Genomic DNA, 16,978 nt, shown 5'->3' with positions numbered 1-16,978 from the left:
GTGAAGGGAAATGCGGCGACCGACGCAGGTCGGAAGGCCAGTGTCACCCGTGCCAGCCGCCACCCGCACCTGCTGCCCGTTTGGGATGCCGAGGCAAAGGCTCCGCGTTCCGTGAACCTCGCGACCGTCAGCCGGATCGCGGTCAACGGGCAAATCCACCAATTCCACACACCCTGAGAGGAGAGACGAAATGGAAACCACCGAACTGCAGGAGGCCAGGACGCGTCTGCAACTGTTCGCCAGCACCATCGGCAGCGAGGCGCCCGAGCGCCTTCAGGAGCAAGACGGTGCGCCTTCACGCGAGGTCTTGGACTTCTGCCGGGCGCATGGCGCCAGCCTTGACTACATCTTCTGCGGTGACGTCCGTCCACTGATCCGCGCCGCAGCCAACCGCTCTGGTGACTTCGACAAGCTCACGTACCGCCGGGCACATGACGATGTTGAATACACCCTGACGACGCTGTCCGGCCTTGCCACGGCGCTGAACGACATGGCGCGTGAGTCTAATCGTATTTCGACGCCGGACGACGAGGGCAACGCGCTCACGGCGCTGATAGTCACCATCGAGGAACAGGCCAAGAAGCTCATCGAGCTTCACGAAGTCGAGTGGACCGCCGCGATGAAGTCGGGCGCCCAACCATCCCCCGCCGCCGCGTGAAAGGAGCCGTCAAATGACCAATGCAACGACCGCGGCCATTCTCGACGGCATCGACCAGATGGGCCGGGCGCGCAGCCTAAACCGCATGTTCGATATCGCGAGCCGAGAAACGCACGGCCCGGAAGACGACAATCACGCCATCGCGGCGCTGGCAGAAGCCATCGATGGGCGATTGGCGAAGGCCGACGCCATCTTCCAGCGTGCGCTGCACGAAGCAAAAAAGGGGAAAGGGGGTGAGTGAATAGCAAGGTGCCATGCAGCGCAGAGCGGGGCCGCGCCACCATGCGGCCCCGACCTGCTTGAAAGCATACGTTCATGAATTTTCCATACGCCATCAACCGGTCCTGGTCCGACCGCTTCATTCCCGAAATCCAGCGAATCGTCGGCGCGCATCTTCTCTCCATCGCGCCCGACGCCTTCGACATGCACGAAGCGACTGACCTGCTGATGATGGAGGCGAAGGACCTGCACATCGCCGCGAGGGTTCGCCGTCCCGGCTACGCTCGCGTTTACCCCTACGACTTCACCATTCGCGCGCAGGTGCCCTCGGGTGCCGAAACCGAACTGTCCAAGATTGTGAACGGCAAGGGCGATTGGATGTTCTACGGTCATGCCGATGCCAGCGGGCGCGGGCTGGCTTCGTGGTGGCTGATCGACCTGCGCGCCTTTCGTGCGGGGCTAATCCGGCAAGCCACGAATGGGTATCCGATCCGTTGCGGAGACCGGACGAACCCGGACGGCACGCGGTTCAAATGGTTCGATATCCGGTCGTTTCCGCCGGAGCCGCCGTTGGTGGTGGCCAGTGGTCATCGGGCGTAGTGCTAAGCTGATCCGGTGCGGGCGAATACCTTCTTCACCCTCAGGGCGCCGTCCGCATGACCGAGCGCCGTAGCGCGGTGGCATCGTCGTCGGCTGCAACTTCGCAGCGTTGCCTGCCCGACTGAACGCGAGTAGGCAGGCGCATCAGAAAGGAGACCGGTACATGACCCTGTTTCGCCTCATCTATGTCTCCCGGCCAAAGGTCACGGGCGCCGAGCACTACGACGATATCTTGATGCGCTCACACGTGAACAACTTGCGTGCGCACGTGACCGGCGCTTTAGTCTACCGGGAGGATTTCAACCTGCAGGTTCTCGAAGGTGGTCGTGATCCCGTGAGCACCACCTTCCTGCGGATCGCCGCGGATCCTAGGCATGAAGCGCTGCAACTGATCGCCTGCACAGAGGTCTCCCACAGGTTATTCTCGGAATGGCAGATGCGCGGTGTCGCTCCTACGGCAAGCCATACGGCTCTGCTATTACAGTACACGATTGGCGTCGAGTTTGACCCTTACTCGCTGAGTCAGCGTGCGGCAGAGGATTTCGCGCGCGCCCTGTCTGAGTTTGAGGGACGTTCCGCACACCCTGCGACCTAAGCGAGAAGCCGGGCGGGCCGAAATAGACATATCGATCCACGAACATTTCGCCGTGGCGCGAGTCGGCAGAGGTATCCAAAAGGATATGTGTTATCTTTTCGATGATCGGTTTAGACAGCGGCTAGCGTGGGGGCGCGCTAAAGAGGACGAGCACGATGCGTTTTGGAAGCTTCACCCTGCCCTTGGTCGAAATGGCGTTCCTGTTCCTGGTGTTGGCGTTCGCCGCCTGAAGGACCAGAACCATGTCGTCTCAAGAACTTCGGAACACGCTGGAAGCCCTCCGCTCCGCGCAGGACCCCCTCATCGAAGGCATGCCGCATCCAAGCGTGCGGCGGAAGGAATACCTCAACGCGCTGGCCCAAGCCTATGAGGCCGGAATGCTCGTTCCGGCACAAGAGTAAGGGCGCTCGTCGCGTAGCTCTACATCAGTCCATTTTCGCTCGTGATTGCAAGCTGCGCCCGAGGCTGTCACCTCGCTCTGCGTGCTGTAGCCGACCCTCAGCGCTTCCATGACCATCGGCACCATTGACGCCCTTGTCGGCTCCGTTCGACTTTCTGGCGGGCAACCTTAAAGGCATGGAGACATCGCGCCGGCGCGCCAGAGCCTCAGCATGCTCTATGCCTCGCCTGTCGTACACCAGAAAGCCGGGCGTAGCCCGGAAAGACGATTCCGAGATGCCGCAAACTCATTGTCCCTATTGGGATTTCGTCGGGGCGCATGGTGGGACAGGTGGCGGGACACCGTCTTCTCGACTCACGTAAGGCGCTGGAATTAAATAGGAAATCCGGGGGGATTTGGTGGAGCCTAGGGGAGTCGAACCCCTGACCTCTTGCATGCCATGCAAGCGCTCTCCCAACTGAGCTAAGGCCCCGAAAACCGGGCGGCCCGTGCCCGGGCCGCGCGCGCCGGTCTTATGGACTCTCGACCGGCAGATCAAGCGGAAAATGTATCAGCTCTCGTCGTCGTCCGTGGACACGTCCGCGATGTCGTCCAGCGAAACGTTGTCGTCGTCGTCCTCGTCATCGAGGATGTCGTCGTCCAGATCGACCTCCGAGGAATCGTCGGCCTGCAGATCGACGTTGCTGTCCTCGGTGCTCTCTTCCTGCTTCTCCGCCTTGTCGGCGATCGCGGCGCGCGTCTTGCCGCCGGAGTCGATGTTCACGACCTCGCCCGTATAGGGGCTGACGATCGGATTGCGGTTGAGATCGTAAAAGCGTTTGCCGGTCGTCGGGCAAACCCGTTTCGTACCCCATTCTTCCTTGGGCATGCGGTTCCTCTTGGCAACTCGGTGCGGCGGGTCGGTGAATTGCGGTCCCCTGCCACAAGCGCCAGCCCCTGTCAAAGGCTTTCGGCGCGCGTTTTTCGGCATGGTCACCGCCCGCCCCGGCGCGCTATCCTGCGGCCGAGGCAAGGCGAGGCAGGATATGGGTCAGGCGGTTCTTCCCGGCAACCCCCCGGTGGAAATCACGCTGCGGCGATCGTCGCGGGCACGGCGGGTGTCGCTGCGCGTGTCGTCGCTGGACGGGAGGGTGACGCTGTCGATGCCCCAGGGCATGCCCGAGCGCGAGGCGCTGGCCTTCGCGCGCGAGAAATCGGACTGGATCCGCGGCCACCTGGATCGGCGCGACGCGCCGGTCCATGTGGGCATCGGCGCGACCGTCCTGCTGCGCGGGGCGGAGGTGCCGGTCGTCGCCGGCGCGGTGCGCAAGGCCGAGGTCCGGGAGGGCGCGCTGGTCGTGCCGGACGCGCCGGCGATGGCCGCGGCGCGGGTGAAGGCGCATCTGAAGCTCGACGCGCGGGCGCGGCTGGAGCCGGCCGTGCGGCACTACTGCACGCGGATCGCCCGGCGGGCGGGCCGGATCACCCTGCGCGACACGCGCTCGCGCTGGGGCTCCTGCACGCACGAGGGCAACCTGATGTTCTCGTGGCGGCTGGCGATGGCACCGGAGGACGTGCTCGATTATGTCGCGGCGCACGAGGTGGCGCATCTGGTGGAGCTGAACCATTCGCCGGCCTACTGGCGCGTGGTGGGCGACATCTGCCCGGGCTTCGAGGCACCGCGGCGCTGGCTGAAGCGGCACGGCGCCATGCTGCACCGCTATCGGTTCGGAGATTGACGCCGCCCCGGCCGCGGCTCACGATACGGCCATGCTGATCCAGACCCGCCCCGGCGAGGCCGTGCAGGCCGCCCATGACAAGGTGTACCGCCATCTGCGGACACGGATCATGCATGGCGAGATGGAGCCGGGCACCGCGCTGACGCTGCGGGGGATCGGCAAGGTCTATGGCGTCTCGATGACCCCGGCGCGCGAGGCGGTGCGCCGGCTGGCCGCCGAGGGGGCGCTGACCCTGACCGCGTCGGGCCGCGTCTCGACGCCCGAGCTGTCGAACGAGCGGATCGAGGAGCTGGCGGCGCTGCGCGCGCTGCTGGAGACCGAGCTGGCCAGCCGCGCCCTGCCGCGCGCCCACATCGCGCTGATCGAGCGGCTGCAGGCGATCAACGGCCTGATCGCCGAGGCCGTGGCCAAGCACGACGCGGTGGCCTACATCCGCACCAACCTGGAATTTCACCGCACGCTCTACCTGCGCGCCCAGGCCCCGGCGATGCTGGCGATGGCAGAGACGGTCTGGCTGCAGCTGGGGCCGACGATGCGCAAGCTCTATGGCCGGCTGCAGCGCACCGAGGTGCCGCACAACCACAAGCTCATCGTGGCGGCGTTGCGCGCGGGCGACGAGCCGGGGCTGCGGCTGGCGGTGCGGACCGACGTGACCCAGGGGCTGAGGATGCTGGTGGGATGACGACGGGACACGCAACGGGTCATGTCTTCATCGCCGTGTCGCTGGACGGCTACATCGCCCGGCCCGACGGGGGCATCGACTGGCTGGACGCGGGGCCGCCGGCGCCGGAGGACGAGGATTTCGGCTATGCCGCCTTCGTCGCGCGCATGGACGGGCTGGTGATGGGGCGCGAGAGCTTCGAGACCGTGCTGGGCTTCGGCGACTGGCCCTACGAGATGCCGGTCGTGGTGCTGAGTTCCACCCTGACGGAGGGCGACATTCCGGCCCGTTTGCGCGGCCGCGTGTTGCTGATGTCGGGCGAACCGGCAGCGGTGATGGAGCAGCTGGCCGGGCGCGGCTGGGCGCGCGTCTATATCGACGGCGGCGAGACGATCCGGCGCTTCCTGCGCGCGGGCTACATCGCGGAGATGATCTTGACCCGCCTGCCGGTGCTGATCGGGGCGGGGCGGCCGCTCTTCGGGGCGCTCGCGCAGGATCTGTGGCTGGAGCATGCGGGGACCGAAAGCTTCGCGAACGGCTTCGTGCAGTCGCGCTATGCGGTGCCGGTCCCGCGGTCGTGACCGGCGCACGGCGGGAATCGCGCTATCCTTCCGCGCATCGCGAAAAGGAGCCGTAGCCGATGACCGACCTGAACCGCCGCCGCCTGCTCGCCGCCCTCGCCGCCGCGCCCGCGGGCGCCGTGCCCTTCGCCCTGGCCGCGCGGGCGCAGGAGGCCGGGCTGATCACCGGCAATGTCTGCGTCGTGACGCCCGAGACGACCGCGGGGCCGTTCTATGTCGATCCGGGCCTGGTGCGGTCCGACATCACCGGAGACCGGCAGGGCACGCCACTGACCCTGCGGCTGCAGGTCGTGGATGCCGGCTGCCGGCCGATCCCGGACGCGCGGGTCGATGTCTGGCACTGCGACGCGGCCGGCATCTATTCCGGCGTCCGCTCGCCGCTGGCGGATGCCCGGGGCGCCACCTCCCTCAGGGGCACGCAGCCGACGGACGGGCAGGGGATCGCGCGCTTCACCACGATCTACCCGGGATGGTATCCGGGCCGGACGCCGCATATCCATTTCAAGGTGTTCCCCGACGACCGCTCGGTCCTGACCAGCCAGCTGTTCTTTCCCGACGGCGCCAGCCGTGAGGTCTATGACGGCAGCGCGGCCTACGACAACGGCCCGCCGGACACCACGAACGGCAGCGACTTCATCGCCCGCCGCGCCGGCGAGGCGGCGGTTGCCTCGGTCAGCGGGACGACCTCGGACCTGCGCGCCGATCTCGTCGTGGGGCTGTCCGGCTGATCCCGGCGCAAGGCGCTTCGAAGCGCCTTGCACAAGGGCCTTGGAAGGCCCTTGGCCAAGCGGTTTCGAAACCGCTTGGCCCAATCGACGTTCAACCCCGGCTCAGCTGTGGATCGGGCCGTCGCCGCAGGCCAGTGCCGCCTCGCGCACCGCCTCGGAATAGGTCGGGTGCGCGTGGCAGGTGCGCGCCAGATCCTCGGCCGCCGCGCCGAACTCCATCGCGACGCAGACCTCGTGGATCAGGTCGCCCGCCGCCGGCCCCATGATATGCGCGCCGAGGATGCGGTCGGTCTCCTTGTCGGCGAGGATCTTCACCTGCCCGTCGGCGGCGAAGTTGGCCTTTGCCCGGCCGTTGCCCATGAAGGAGAACTTGCCGACCTTGTAGGCCCGGCCGGCCTCTTTCAGCGTCTCCTCGGTCTCGCCCACCGTGGCCACCTCGGGCCAGGTATAGATGACCGACGGGATCACCCCGTAATTCACGTGGCCCGCCTGCCCGGCGAGGATCTCGGCCACCGCCATGCCCTCGTCCTCGGCCTTGTGGGCCAGCATCGGGCCGGTGATGCAGTCGCCGATGGCGTAGACGCCCTTGACGCTGGTGGCATAGTGCTTGTCGGTCTCGATCACGCCGCGGTCGGTCGTCTTCACGCCCAGCTTGTCCAGCCCCAGCCCGTCGGTGAACGGCTTGCGCCCCGTCGCGACCAGCACGACATCGGCGTCCAGCACCTCTTCGCTGTCGTCCTTCTTCAGCTTGTAGCTGACCTTGGCCTTGGTCTTCATCGCCTCGACGCCCTGCACGGCGGCGCCCAGCACGAAGGTCAGGCCCTGCTTCTTCAGCGTGCGCTGGAACGCCTTGGCCGTCTCGGCGTCCATCCCGGGCGTGATGTTGTCGAGGTATTCCACCACCGTCACCTCAGCGCCCAGGCGGTTGTAGACCGACCCCAGCTCCAGCCCGATCACGCCGGCGCCGATCACCACCATCTTCTTGGGCACCTTCGACAGCTCCAGCGCGCCGGTCGAGGTGACCACGACCTTCTCGTCGATCTCCACATTCGGGATCGAGGCCGCCTCGGAGCCCGACGCGATCACGATGTGCTTCGCCTCGTGCACCTCTTCGCCGACCTTGACCTTGCCGGCCTCGGGGATCGAGCCCCAGCCCTTCAGCCAGTCGATCTTGTTCTTCTTGAACAGGAACTCGATGCCCTTGGTGTTCTGGCCGATGGTGTCGTCCTTGTAGGACAGCATCTGTTTCCAGTCGACCGAGGGCGCCTTGCCCTTCAGCCCCATCTTGGCGAAGTTCTCCTCGGCCTCGTGCAGCATCTCGCTGGCGTGCAGCAGCGCCTTGGACGGGATGCAGCCGACGTTCAGGCAGGTGCCGCCCAGCGTCTCGCGCCCCTCGACGCAGGCGGTCTTCAGCCCCAGCTGGGCACAGCGGATCGCACAGACATAGCCGCCCGGGCCGGACCCGATGACGATGACATCATAGCTGGACATAACTTCTCCTTCGGTCGGTTTCGGGCGCTGGACCGGTCATAGCAAGCTGGCCAGCAGCATCAACAGGGTTGCCAGGAATCCCACCGCCCAGATCAGCGACCGCCACGGCACCCAGCCGAAGGCGTAGGCGGGGACATAGAGGATCCGCGCGGCCAGGTAGGTCCAGGCGCAGGCCGTGGTGATAGGGCCCGACTGCCCCGACAGCGTGACCGCGACCACGGCGATGGTGAACAGGATCAGCGCCTCGAAATGGTTGTTCAGCGCGCGGATCAGCCGGCCGGTGCGCGGGCTGACCTGCTCCACCAGCGGCGTGCCCAGGTGGTCCGGGTCGCGCGGGCTCAGCGTCTTGCCCGCGCCCAGTTCCAGGTTCGCCGGCACCACCATCAGGGCGTATTGCACGACCTGCAGCAGGCCGGCGAGGACCAGAACCGTCAGCTCGGACGTCATGCGGGCATCGCCGCCGTGCCGCCCAGCGCCATCAGGTACAGCCAGGCCGTGGCCAGGAACCCGACCAGCCAGATCAGCGTGCGCAGCCACGGGATGCCGGCCAGGTAGACCGGAACATAGACCAGCCGCGCGATCAGGAACGCCTGCGCGGCCAGCAGGCTGTTCGCCGTGAACCCGTCCTGCGCGGCCAGGATCAGCACCGCCGGCGCGAACAGCGCCATCGCGGTCACCGAGTTCTCCAGGCAGCGCTGCGCCCGGCCGGCGACGCCGCTCAGCCGGTTGCCGTCGTCGCGCGGGCTCGCAAGGTAGGACAGGCCGACATTCGGCAGGGCGAGCAGAACCTGGATCAACAGCGTGACCAGCACGAGAAGCCCGTAAAGGGCGAGGACGGTCAGTTCGGAACCCATGGCGTTATCCTTCCTATAGGGCATGCATCCGTGCCGCCGAGGCTAGCACGCCGGATCACGCGCGGATACGGCCCCGTCCGCGTCATCAGGCCGTTTCCAGAAGGTGATGTTCGCTGTCCGTCACGCCCGCGCGCTCGTATAGCAGCCGCAGATGTTCGCCCCGCAGATAGGCTCGCGCCTTGCCGGCGTCGTTCACGTCCAGAAGGATCCAGACCGTCCCCGGCGCATCCTCGGCGCGCCAGATCTGCAGCACGCTCAGACCCGCATGCATGCGCGCTTCGTAATCGGCGTCGAAGGCGTCTTTCCAGCCGTCGAACTCCGTCACGTCGTTGCGCAGAAGCAATTGCAGGGCCATGCGTCTACTCCTCCGCCAAGAGATCGGGGATGTTGTCGAACAGCGGCGCGTAGCGCATCAGCCGCAGCTCGCGCTCCCAGTCGGGATGCGATGCGCAGAACGCGCGGACCTCGCCGAACGGGGTGTCGTCGGGCAGCATCACCGCCTCCGGCGCCGCGTCGTCGCGCAGGTGGATGCGCAGGATCCCCGGCAGCGCCGTCTCCTGCAGCACGTCGAGCGTGCGGTCGATCTCTTCCTGCCAGGCCTCCAGCAGGAACTCGTGCGTCTGCGGGAATGTGGACGAACAGGTCAGGACCACGCGCTGTTCGGCCAGCCGCGCGTCGATCGCCGCCTCGACGCGGGCCGCCAGGTCAGTCTCCTGGGCATGGACCGGTGCGGCCAGCGCCGCGGCACAGGCCAGCGCCGCGCTGCATCTGTGGATCATGGGCAGCGCGTCCTTCTGTCAGGGGTCGACATAGCGGTACTCGATCGCGTCGAAATCGTCGGCGGGGAAGGTATAGAGGATCTCCAGCGCGGCCGGCCCCGCCTGCCAGCCATGCACCGTGCCGGCCGGCGCGACGACGGTGTCGCCGGGCTCCACGCTGCGCTGCGCGCCGTCCAGCGTGACGGTGCCGCCGCCCGTCAGCACATGGGCCGTCTCGCCGATGGGGTGGCTGTGCAGCGCCTCGCCCTCGCCGGGCGCGAAGCGGGCGGTGCCCTGAACGATCCCCATCCCCGGCGCGCAGCGCGCGTCGACCAGGTTGCGGAACCGCATCCGCGCCCAGGCGTCGTCCTCGATCCGCGGCGGCACGGCGCGTTTCGGAATGACGGAAGCGTTGGGTGTCTGCATCGCGTCTGCCTCCTTTCCTCACACCGGAAACGCCGCCGCCCGCCGGAGAGTTCGGCCGGCGGGCGAAAACTTCTATCGGGGCCGGACGATCACAGGTCCATCAACAGGCGCCGCGGATCCTCCAGCGCCTCTTTCACGCGGACCAGGAAGGTGACGGCGCCCTTGCCGTCGACGATCCGGTGGTCGTAGCTCAGCGCCAGGTACATCATCGGCCGCGCCACGATCTGCCCGTCCACGACCATCGGGCGCTGCTGGATCTTGTGCATGCCGAGGATGCCCGACTGCGGCGGGTTCAGGATCGGCGAGGACATCAGCGAGCCGTAGACCCCGCCGTTCGAGATGGTGAAGGTGCCGCCCTGCATCTCGGCCATCGACAGCTTGCCGTCGCGGGCCTTCTTGCCCAGCTCGTTGATCTTCTTCTCGATCGCGGCAAAGGACATCTGGTCGGCGTCGCGGACGATCGGCACGACCAGCCCGTTCGGCGTGCCCACGGCGATGCCCATATGCACGAAGTTCTTGTAGACCACGTCGGTGCCGTCGATCTCGGCATTGACCTCTGGCACCTCCTTCAGCGCGTGGCAGCAGGCCTTTGTGAAGAAGGACATGAAGCCCAGCTTCACGCCGTGCTTCTTCTCGAACAGGTCCTTGTATTCCGAGCGCAGGTCCATCGTCGCGGTCATGTCCACCTCGTTATAGGTGGTCAGCATCGCGGCGGTGTTCTGCGCGTCCTTCAGCCGGCGGGCGATGGTCTGGCGCAGGCGGGTCATCTTCACCCGTTCCTCGCGCTCGGCATCCTCGGCCGGCGAGGGCGCGCGCGGCGCCTGCTTGGCGGCCGGGGCAGGGGCCTCGGCCGGCTTGGCCTTGGGCTGCTCGGCGGCCTTCATCACGTCTTCCTTCATGATGCGCCCGTCGCGGCCGGTGCCGGTGACGTCGTCGGGGGTCAGGCCCTTCTCCTCCATCAGCTTCTTGGCCGACGGCGCGTCCTCGACATCCTTGCCGTCGCGGCTCGCGGCCGGTTTCTCCGCCTCCTCTGCCGCGGCCTTGGCCTGGGGCTTCGCCGCCGCGCCGCCGCCGCTGGACATGCTGGCCAGCTTGCCGCCGGCCTCCACCGTCTCGCCCTCGGGCTTGAGGATCTCGGTCAGCACGCCGGTCGCCGGCGCCGGCACCTCGACCGAGACCTTGTCGGTCTCCAGCTCGCAGAGCATCTCGTCCTGCTTGACCGAGTCGCCTTCCTGCTTGAACCAGGTCGCGACGGTCGCCTCGCTGACGCTCTCGCCCAGGGTCGGGACCATCACGTCGATGCTCTCGCCGTCGCCGCCCTCGGACACGGCGGCCGCCGGCGCCTTGTCGGCCTTGTCGGCCTCCTCGGCGGGCGCGTCGGCCGCCTCGGCCTTGCCGGCATCGCCGCCGGCCTTGGCGGCGCCCTCGGAAATCGTCGCCAGCAGCGCGTCGACCCCTACGGTCGCGCCCTCTTCAGCGACGATCTCGCCCAGCGTGCCGGCGGCGGGGGCGGGGACCTCCACCGTGACCTTGTCGGTCTCCAGCTCGCACAGCATCTCGTCCACCGAAACGCTGTCGCCCGGTTTCTTGAACCAGGTCGCGACGGTGGCCTCGGTTACGCTTTCGCCCAGGGTGGGCACGCGGACTTCGGTGCTCATGGTGTCTGCCTTATCCTTCGATTCCCAGCGCCGCGTTCACCAGCGCCTGCTGTTGTGCCTTGTGTTGCGAGGCCAGCCCGGTGGCCGGCGAGGCCGAGGCCGGGCGGCCGGTATAGACGGGCCGCGTGTGCTTGGCGCCGATCCGGCTCAGCACCCATTCGATGTTCGGCTCGACGAAGGTCCAGCCGCCCTGGTTCTTGGGTTCTTCCTGGCACCAAATCATCTCGGCCCCCTTGAACCGCTCCAGCTCCTTCACCAGCGCCAACGCGGGGAAGGGATAGAACTGTTCCAGCCGGATCAGGTAGACGTCGTCCAGCCCGGCCTCGTCGCGCTGCTCCAAGAGGTCGTAATAGACCTTGCCCGAGCAGATCACGACGCGCTTGATCTCGTCGTCGGGCTTCAGCTCGGTCTCCGAATGCCCCTGTTCGGCGTCGTCCCACAGCACGCGGTGAAAGCTCGACCCGGTGGTGAACATCTCGGCATCCGACACCGCCAGCTTGTGCCGCAGCAGCGACTTCGGCGTCATCAGCACCAGCGGCTTGCGGTAGGACCGGTGCAGCTGCCGCCGCAGGATGTGGAAGTAGTTGGCCGGCGTGGTGCAGTTGGCCACGATCCAGTTATCCTCGGCGCATTGCTGCAGGAACCGCTCCAGCCGGGCCGAGGAGTGCTCGGGGCCCTGGCCCTCGAAGCCGTGCGGCAACAGCATCACCAGGCCCGACATCCGCAGCCACTTGCGTTCGCCCGAGGAGATGAACTGGTCGAACATGATCTGCGCGCCGTTGGCGAAGTCGCCGAACTGCGCCTCCCACATCACCAGCGCGTTGGGCTCGGCCAGCGAATAGCCGTATTCGAAGCCGAGCACCGCGTATTCCGACAGCATCGAGTCGATCACCTCGAACTTCGCCTGGCCCTCGCGGACGTTGTTCAGCGGGTAATAGCGGTCCTCGGTCTCCTGGTTGATGATGGCCGAGTGGCGCTGGCTGAACGTGCCGCGGGCCGAGTCCTGCCCGGCCAGCCGCACCGGGTAGCCCTCGGTCAGAAGCGAGCCGAAGGCCATCGCCTCGGCCGTGGCCCAGTCGAACCCCTTGCCGGTCTTGAACATCTCGCGCTTGGTGTCCAGCAGCCGCTCCACCGTGCGGTGAACCGGGTAGCCGTCGGGCACGCTGGTCAGCGCCTTGCCGACCGCCTTCAGCGTCTTCTCGGAGATCGCGGTCTTGCCGCGTTGGTACTTCTCGCCCTCGCGGTCGAGATGCGACCAGCGGCCGTCCAGCCAGTCGGCCTTGTTCGGGCGGTATTCCTTGCCGGCCTCGAACTCCTCGTTCAGGTGGCTCTGGAACTTGGCCTTCAGGTCCTCAATCTCGCCCTCGGGGATCAGCCCGTCCCGCACCAGCCGGTCGGTGTACAGCGACAGGGTCGTCTTGTGGCCCTTGATCTTCTTGTACATGATCGGGTTGGTGAACATCGGCTCGTCGCCCTCGTTATGGCCGAACCGGCGATAGCAGAACATGTCGATGACCACGTCCTTGCCAAACTTCTGGCGGAACTCGGTGGCGACCTTGGCGGCGTGGACCACCGCCTCGGGGTCGTCGCCGTTCACGTGGAAGATCGGCGCCTCGACCATCAGCGCGATGTCGGTGGGGTAGGGCGAAGAGCGCGAGAAATGCGGCGCGGTGGTGAACCCGATCTGGTTGTTCACGACCAGGTGGATCGTGCCGCCCGTCCGGTGCCCGCGCAGGCCCGACAGGCCGAAGCATTCCGCCACCACGCCCTGGCCGGCGAAGGCCGCGTCGCCGTGCAGCAGGATCGGGATGACCGCCTTGTGCTCGGGGTCGTTCAGCTGGTCGGACTTGGCCCGCGCCTTGCCCAGAACGACCGGGTTCACCGCCTCCAGGTGCGAGGGGTTCGCGGTCAGCGACAGGTGCACCGTGTTGCCGTCGAACTCCCGGTCCGACGAGGCGCCCAGGTGGTATTTCACGTCGCCCGAGCCGTCCACGTCCTCGGGCTTGAAGCTGCCGCCCTGAAACTCGTTGAAGATCGCGCGATAGGGCTTCTGCATCACGTTGGCCAGCACAGACAGCCGGCCGCGATGCGGCATCCCGATGACGACCTCCTTGACGCCCAGGTTACCGCCGCGCTTGACGATCTGTTCCATCGCGGGGATCAGCGCCTCGCCGCCGTCCAGGCCGAAACGCTTGGTGCCCATGTACTTCACGTGCAGGAACTTCTCGAAGCCCTCGGCCTCGACCAGCTTGTTCAGGATCGCGCGGCGCCCCTCGCGGGTGAACTGGATCTCCTTGCCGAAGCCCTCGATCCGTTCCTTCAGCCAGCCGGCCTGCTCGGGGTCCGAGATGTGCATGTACTGCAGCGCGAAGGTGCCGCAATAGGTGCGCTTCACGATCTCCAGGATCTCGCGCAAGGATCCGAATTCCAGGCCCAGCACGTTGTCCAGGAAGATCGGCCGGTCCATGTCCTCCTCGGTGAAGCCGTAGGATTTCGGGTCCAGCTCCGGATGTGGCGTCTGGCTGCGCATGCCCAGTGGGTCCAGGTCGGCGACGAGATGGCCGCGGATGCGGTAGGCGCGGATCAGCATCAGCGCGCGCATCGAGTCGAGCACGGCGCGCTTGACCTGCTCGTCCGAGACCTTGATGTCCTTTTCCTCGGCCTTCGCGGCGATCTTCGCGCCGGCGTCCTTCATCTCCTCCCTCGCCCACTGGCCGTCCAGCGCGGCGGTCAGCTCGTCCGAGGGCATCGGCGGCCAGTCGGGACGCTCCCACGAGGGACCGGCGGCCTCCTGCTTCACGTTGCCCTCGTCGTCGCCCATCTGGCGGAAGAACTCCGACCAGCTTTCGTCGACCGAGGCCGGGTCGGTGGCGTAGCGGGCGTAGAGCTGTTCGATGTATTCCGCGTTGTGCCCCTGCAGGAAGGACGAGGCGTGGAACTGGTCGTTGGGGCTCTGGTCGGTCATTGTCTTTCCCCTGGGGTTGAAGGTCGGAGGGCGCGAGCGGTCACGGTCATGCGGGCCGGCCCGGTGGCGGGCCCCATTCGTTGGTCTTCGGCTGGGTCGGGCGGGTCAGCCACCAGATCACGATGAGCGGCGAGAAGATCGCGATGATCAGCCCGAGAAACCCGATCAGCCCCGCGCCCTCGGCGAAATACGGCCCGAAGCTGCCGCTGAGGGCACCGCCCAGACCGGCGACGAAGCTGAAATAGGTGAACACGCCCACCATCGCGATGAGCGGATAGATCAGGAACAGCCCCGAGCGGCCCGTGTCGTGCATCCGCCGCCAGCCGGCGGCCAGCGCCGGGATCAACGTCGCCAGCGCGAAGATCGCGCCGAGGACGGACCGCGACTGCAACTGGACCGTGCCCGGCGCGACCACGACCGACACGCTGCCGAAGAGGGCCCCGTCGACGACATCCAGCACGATGTTGCCCAGCACGATGAACAGCACGAACCACCAGTATTCCGGCCGCGCGGCACGCCCCGAGAAGGTGGCGTATTTGCGGAAACAGGTGCGGATGGCGTCGGGGAAGCTCATGGCAAGTCGTCACGCCCCCCGGAGTTGTCTCGGCCGCGAGGGCCGAAGCGGGCCGCGTCCCGTGCGGGCGGGCATGACGCAGCGACGCGGCGACCCGGAGAGGTCGCCGCGCAGAGCGTGCCGCAGAGGGGACCAAGCGCCCTCATGCCGGTCCCGCCGCCGATATGTGACCTGCCCGCGGCACCGTCAGCCGATCGCCTTCAGCACGGCCTCGCCCAGCCCCGCTGGGCTGTCGGCCACGGTGATCCCGGCGCTCTGCATCGCCTCGATCTTGTCTTCGGCACCGCCCTTGCCGCCGGCGACGATCGCGCCGGCATGGCCCATGCGGCGGCCCGGAGGCGCGGTGCGCCCCGCGATGAAGCCGGCGGTCGGCTTCCAGCGGCCGGCCTTCTTCTCGTCGGCCAGGAACTGCGCGGCGTCCTCCTCGGCCGAGCCGCCGATCTCGCCGATCATGATGATCGCCTCGGTCTCCTCGTCGGCGAGGAACATCTCCAGCACGTCGACATGCTCGCATCCCTTGATCGGGTCGCCGCCGATGCCGACGCAGGTCGACTGGCCCAGCCCGACATCGGTCGTCTGCTTCACCGCCTCGTAGGTCAGCGTGCCCGACCGCGACACGACGCCGACCTTGCCGCGCTTGTGGATGTGGCCCGGCATGATGCCGATCTTGCAGGCATCCGGCGTGATGACGCCGGGGCAGTTCGGCCCGATCAGCGTGGTGTTGGAATTCTCCAGCACCCGCTTGACCTTCATCATGTCCAGCACCGGGATCCCCTCGGTGATGCAGACCACCAGCTCCATCTCGGCGTCGATCGCCTCCAGGATCGAGTCGGCCGCGAAGGGCGGCGGCACGTAGATGACGGAGGCATTCGCCCCGGTCTGCTGCACCGCCTCGAAGCAGGAGTTGAAGACCGGCAGGCCCAGATGCTCCTGCCCGCCCTTGCCCGGCGTCACCCCGCCGACCATCTTGGTGCCGTAGGCGATCGCCTGCTCGGAGTGGAACGTGCCCTGCGAGCCGGTGAAGCCCTGGCAGATCACCTTGGTGTTTTCGTCGACGAGGACTGCCATGTCTGTCCCTTTTCCTTTTAAACGCGGTATGAGCTGTAGATACGGCTTGTGCCGTTCTCGGTGCATTCGTTGCTGTCGCCGCCCGGCAGCACGCCCACGACGTGGCCGATGGGGCTGGTCGGATCCTCGTAGCGCACGCATCGCGTGCCGTCCGGTCCGGTCGTGACCTTGCGCGCATAGCCGGGCCGGAGCGTCGGCATCACTCGGTCCAGGACACCGGCCGCCGCCGCCACGCCCATGTGCCCGGACGTCACGGCGCAGTACTCCGGCATCTCGCCGTAGTAGAGCTCGACCTCGGCGGCGCCCGACGGCGCGCGCAGGCGGTGGGTGGTGTCGCTGTTCACGGCGCTGCGCTCCACCTCTCCGGTGAACCCGGCGTCATAGAACGTCTGCGCCCAGGCTTCCATGTCCGACCCGCCGCCGAGGCACAGGCGCAGCCCGAGCGCGACGTCCTCGTGCGCGGTGTCGAGGGTCTGGCCCGCGCGCGCCGCGTCCTGCGCGTTCGCCGGGGCGGTCAGCGCCGCGATGGCGCAAAGGGCGGAGAGAAGAGCCTTCATCGAACCTCACATGTTCACGATGATCGCGCTGGTTCCGTCGTGCACGCATTCGCCGGAATTGCCGGCCTGCGCGTAGTGGACCCAGATCAGCCGTTGCGGCGCGAAGATCGAAATGCCGTTGCAGGGAGAGGCCATGCCGCGTTCGGGGTGGCCCGGCTGCACCTGTCCCGGAAACAACGTATCGGCCAGCGCCTCGCCCATGGCCTGCGCGGCGGCCAGAGGCACGTCCTCCGACTGGAACGTGCAATAGGCGTCCGCCGGCACCACGACGCCCCACAACCCGGGCGCCGCGACATCGAAACTCCCGTGATCCATGCCGGGGGTCAGCGTGTAGCCGGCCGCCTCCAGTTCCGGGGCGATCCGGTCGGGCGTGCGGTAATTGCGCAGGCAAAGCTCGGTGCCCTGCCGCATCGCCTCCAGGCCCTGCGGCGCGTCCAGTGTCTGCCCCGCTTTCTGTGCCTGCGCCG

Annotated in this window: 21 protein-coding genes and 1 tRNA gene; 8 read left to right on the top strand and 14 right to left on the bottom strand. The window is 67.3% G+C overall.

The annotated features are described in order from the left end of the window. Positions 1-190: 190 nt before the first annotated feature. The 4 genes from P1J78_RS16325 to P1J78_RS16310 all read left to right on the top strand — a co-directional run bounded on the left by P1J78_RS16325 (position 191) and on the right by P1J78_RS16310 (position 2,072). Positions 191-658: a hypothetical protein gene (locus tag P1J78_RS16325; RefSeq protein WP_275568443.1), complete on the top strand. Its 468-nt coding sequence runs from the start codon at positions 191-193 to the stop codon at positions 656-658. 13 nt (positions 659-671) lie between these two features. After that, entirely contained in the window at positions 672-899 is a 228-nt protein-coding gene (locus P1J78_RS16320; protein ID WP_275568442.1) for a hypothetical protein, read from the top strand. Positions 900-973: 74 nt separating this feature from the next. Continuing rightward, a complete protein-coding gene (locus P1J78_RS16315; protein ID WP_275568441.1) occupies positions 974-1,477 on the top strand; it encodes a hypothetical protein in 504 nt (167 codons plus the stop codon). A 163-nt stretch (positions 1,478-1,640) separates the two neighbouring features. Beyond that, positions 1,641-2,072, top strand: a complete 432-nt coding sequence (locus tag P1J78_RS16310; RefSeq protein ID WP_275568440.1) for a BLUF domain-containing protein — start codon at positions 1,641-1,643, stop codon at positions 2,070-2,072. Positions 2,073-2,868: 796 nt separating this feature from the next. Here P1J78_RS16310 and P1J78_RS16305 read toward each other — a convergent pair. Both P1J78_RS16305 and P1J78_RS16300 read right to left on the bottom strand, forming a co-directional pair. Continuing rightward, positions 2,869-2,944 (bottom strand) — tRNA-Ala (locus tag P1J78_RS16305). A 78-nt stretch (positions 2,945-3,022) separates the two neighbouring features. After that, positions 3,023-3,340, bottom strand: a complete 318-nt coding sequence (locus P1J78_RS16300; protein ID WP_275568439.1) for a TIGR02300 family protein — start codon at positions 3,338-3,340, stop codon at positions 3,023-3,025. A 157-nt stretch (positions 3,341-3,497) separates the two neighbouring features. Here P1J78_RS16300 and P1J78_RS16295 point away from each other — a divergent pair, with 157 nt between their 5' ends. The 4 genes from P1J78_RS16295 to P1J78_RS16280 are packed head-to-tail and all read left to right on the top strand — an operon-like array spanning position 3,498 to position 6,160. Then, positions 3,498-4,190, top strand: a complete 693-nt coding sequence (locus P1J78_RS16295; RefSeq protein WP_275568438.1) for a M48 family metallopeptidase — start codon at positions 3,498-3,500, stop codon at positions 4,188-4,190. A 31-nt stretch (positions 4,191-4,221) separates the two neighbouring features. Next, positions 4,222-4,872: a GntR family transcriptional regulator gene (locus P1J78_RS16290; RefSeq protein WP_275568437.1), complete on the top strand. Its 651-nt coding sequence runs from the start codon at positions 4,222-4,224 to the stop codon at positions 4,870-4,872. Next, the gene (locus tag P1J78_RS16285; protein ID WP_275568436.1) at positions 4,869-5,432 is read left to right on the top strand and encodes a dihydrofolate reductase family protein; all 564 of its coding nucleotides are present in this window, start codon (positions 4,869-4,871) and stop codon (positions 5,430-5,432) included. The genes P1J78_RS16290 and P1J78_RS16285 overlap by 4 nt, the downstream gene beginning before the upstream one ends. A 59-nt stretch (positions 5,433-5,491) precedes the next feature. Then, the gene (locus tag P1J78_RS16280) at positions 5,492-6,160 is read left to right on the top strand and encodes an intradiol ring-cleavage dioxygenase (RefSeq protein WP_275568435.1); all 669 of its coding nucleotides are present in this window, start codon (positions 5,492-5,494) and stop codon (positions 6,158-6,160) included. 102 nt (positions 6,161-6,262) lie between these two features. On the opposite strand, the gene lpdA is transcribed toward P1J78_RS16280, so the two are convergent. The 12 genes from lpdA to P1J78_RS16220 all read right to left on the bottom strand — a co-directional run bounded on the left by lpdA (position 6,263) and on the right by P1J78_RS16220 (position 16,922). Further along, positions 6,263-7,651, bottom strand: a complete 1,389-nt coding sequence (gene lpdA, locus P1J78_RS16275; RefSeq protein ID WP_275568434.1) for a dihydrolipoyl dehydrogenase — start codon at positions 7,649-7,651, stop codon at positions 6,263-6,265. A 36-nt stretch (positions 7,652-7,687) separates the two neighbouring features. Beyond that, on the bottom strand, positions 7,688-8,098 hold the full coding sequence (locus tag P1J78_RS16270; RefSeq protein ID WP_275568433.1) for an MAPEG family protein: 411 nt from the start codon (positions 8,096-8,098) through the stop codon (positions 7,688-7,690). Next, the gene (locus tag P1J78_RS16265; protein WP_275568432.1) at positions 8,095-8,505 is read right to left on the bottom strand and encodes an MAPEG family protein; all 411 of its coding nucleotides are present in this window, start codon (positions 8,503-8,505) and stop codon (positions 8,095-8,097) included. The genes P1J78_RS16270 and P1J78_RS16265 overlap by 4 nt, the downstream gene beginning before the upstream one ends. A gap of 85 nt (positions 8,506-8,590) precedes the next feature. Next, positions 8,591-8,860 carry a hypothetical protein gene (locus P1J78_RS16260; protein WP_275568431.1) on the bottom strand — a complete coding sequence of 90 codons (270 nt, stop codon included), beginning with the start codon at positions 8,858-8,860 and terminating at the stop codon, positions 8,591-8,593. Positions 8,861-8,864: 4 nt separating this feature from the next. Then, positions 8,865-9,284: a hypothetical protein gene (locus P1J78_RS16255; RefSeq protein WP_275568430.1), complete on the bottom strand. Its 420-nt coding sequence runs from the start codon at positions 9,282-9,284 to the stop codon at positions 8,865-8,867. Positions 9,285-9,302: 18 nt separating this feature from the next. Beyond that, positions 9,303-9,689, bottom strand: coding sequence for a cupin domain-containing protein (locus tag P1J78_RS16250; protein WP_275568429.1), 387 nt, complete (start codon positions 9,687-9,689; stop codon positions 9,303-9,305). Between the two features lie 89 nt (positions 9,690-9,778). Beyond that, the gene (gene odhB / locus P1J78_RS16245; RefSeq protein WP_275568428.1) at positions 9,779-11,347 is read right to left on the bottom strand and encodes a 2-oxoglutarate dehydrogenase complex dihydrolipoyllysine-residue succinyltransferase; all 1,569 of its coding nucleotides are present in this window, start codon (positions 11,345-11,347) and stop codon (positions 9,779-9,781) included. 10 nt (positions 11,348-11,357) lie between these two features. Further along, positions 11,358-14,312: a 2-oxoglutarate dehydrogenase E1 component gene (locus tag P1J78_RS16240; RefSeq protein WP_275568427.1), complete on the bottom strand. Its 2,955-nt coding sequence runs from the start codon at positions 14,310-14,312 to the stop codon at positions 11,358-11,360. 46 nt (positions 14,313-14,358) lie between these two features. After that, positions 14,359-14,886: a DUF805 domain-containing protein gene (locus P1J78_RS16235; protein ID WP_275568426.1), complete on the bottom strand. Its 528-nt coding sequence runs from the start codon at positions 14,884-14,886 to the stop codon at positions 14,359-14,361. Positions 14,887-15,072: 186 nt separating this feature from the next. Beyond that, positions 15,073-15,954 (bottom strand): succinate--CoA ligase subunit alpha, encoded by an 882-nt coding sequence (gene sucD, locus P1J78_RS16230; protein WP_275568425.1) that lies wholly within the window; start codon positions 15,952-15,954, stop codon positions 15,073-15,075. A 17-nt stretch (positions 15,955-15,971) separates the two neighbouring features. Further along, positions 15,972-16,511, bottom strand: coding sequence for a hypothetical protein (locus tag P1J78_RS16225; RefSeq protein ID WP_275568424.1), 540 nt, complete (start codon positions 16,509-16,511; stop codon positions 15,972-15,974). Positions 16,512-16,517: 6 nt separating this feature from the next. Beyond that, a complete protein-coding gene (locus P1J78_RS16220; RefSeq protein ID WP_275568423.1) occupies positions 16,518-16,922 on the bottom strand; it encodes a hypothetical protein in 405 nt (134 codons plus the stop codon). Between the last annotated feature and the right edge of the window lie 56 nt (positions 16,923-16,978).

This window comes from Psychromarinibacter sediminicola, from assembly GCF_029168335.1.
Lineage (GTDB): Bacteria > Pseudomonadota > Alphaproteobacteria > Rhodobacterales > Rhodobacteraceae > Psychromarinibacter > Psychromarinibacter sediminicola.
The sequence above is the reverse complement of the archived record's forward strand: the minus strand, read 5'-3'. Positions and strand labels throughout refer to the sequence as shown.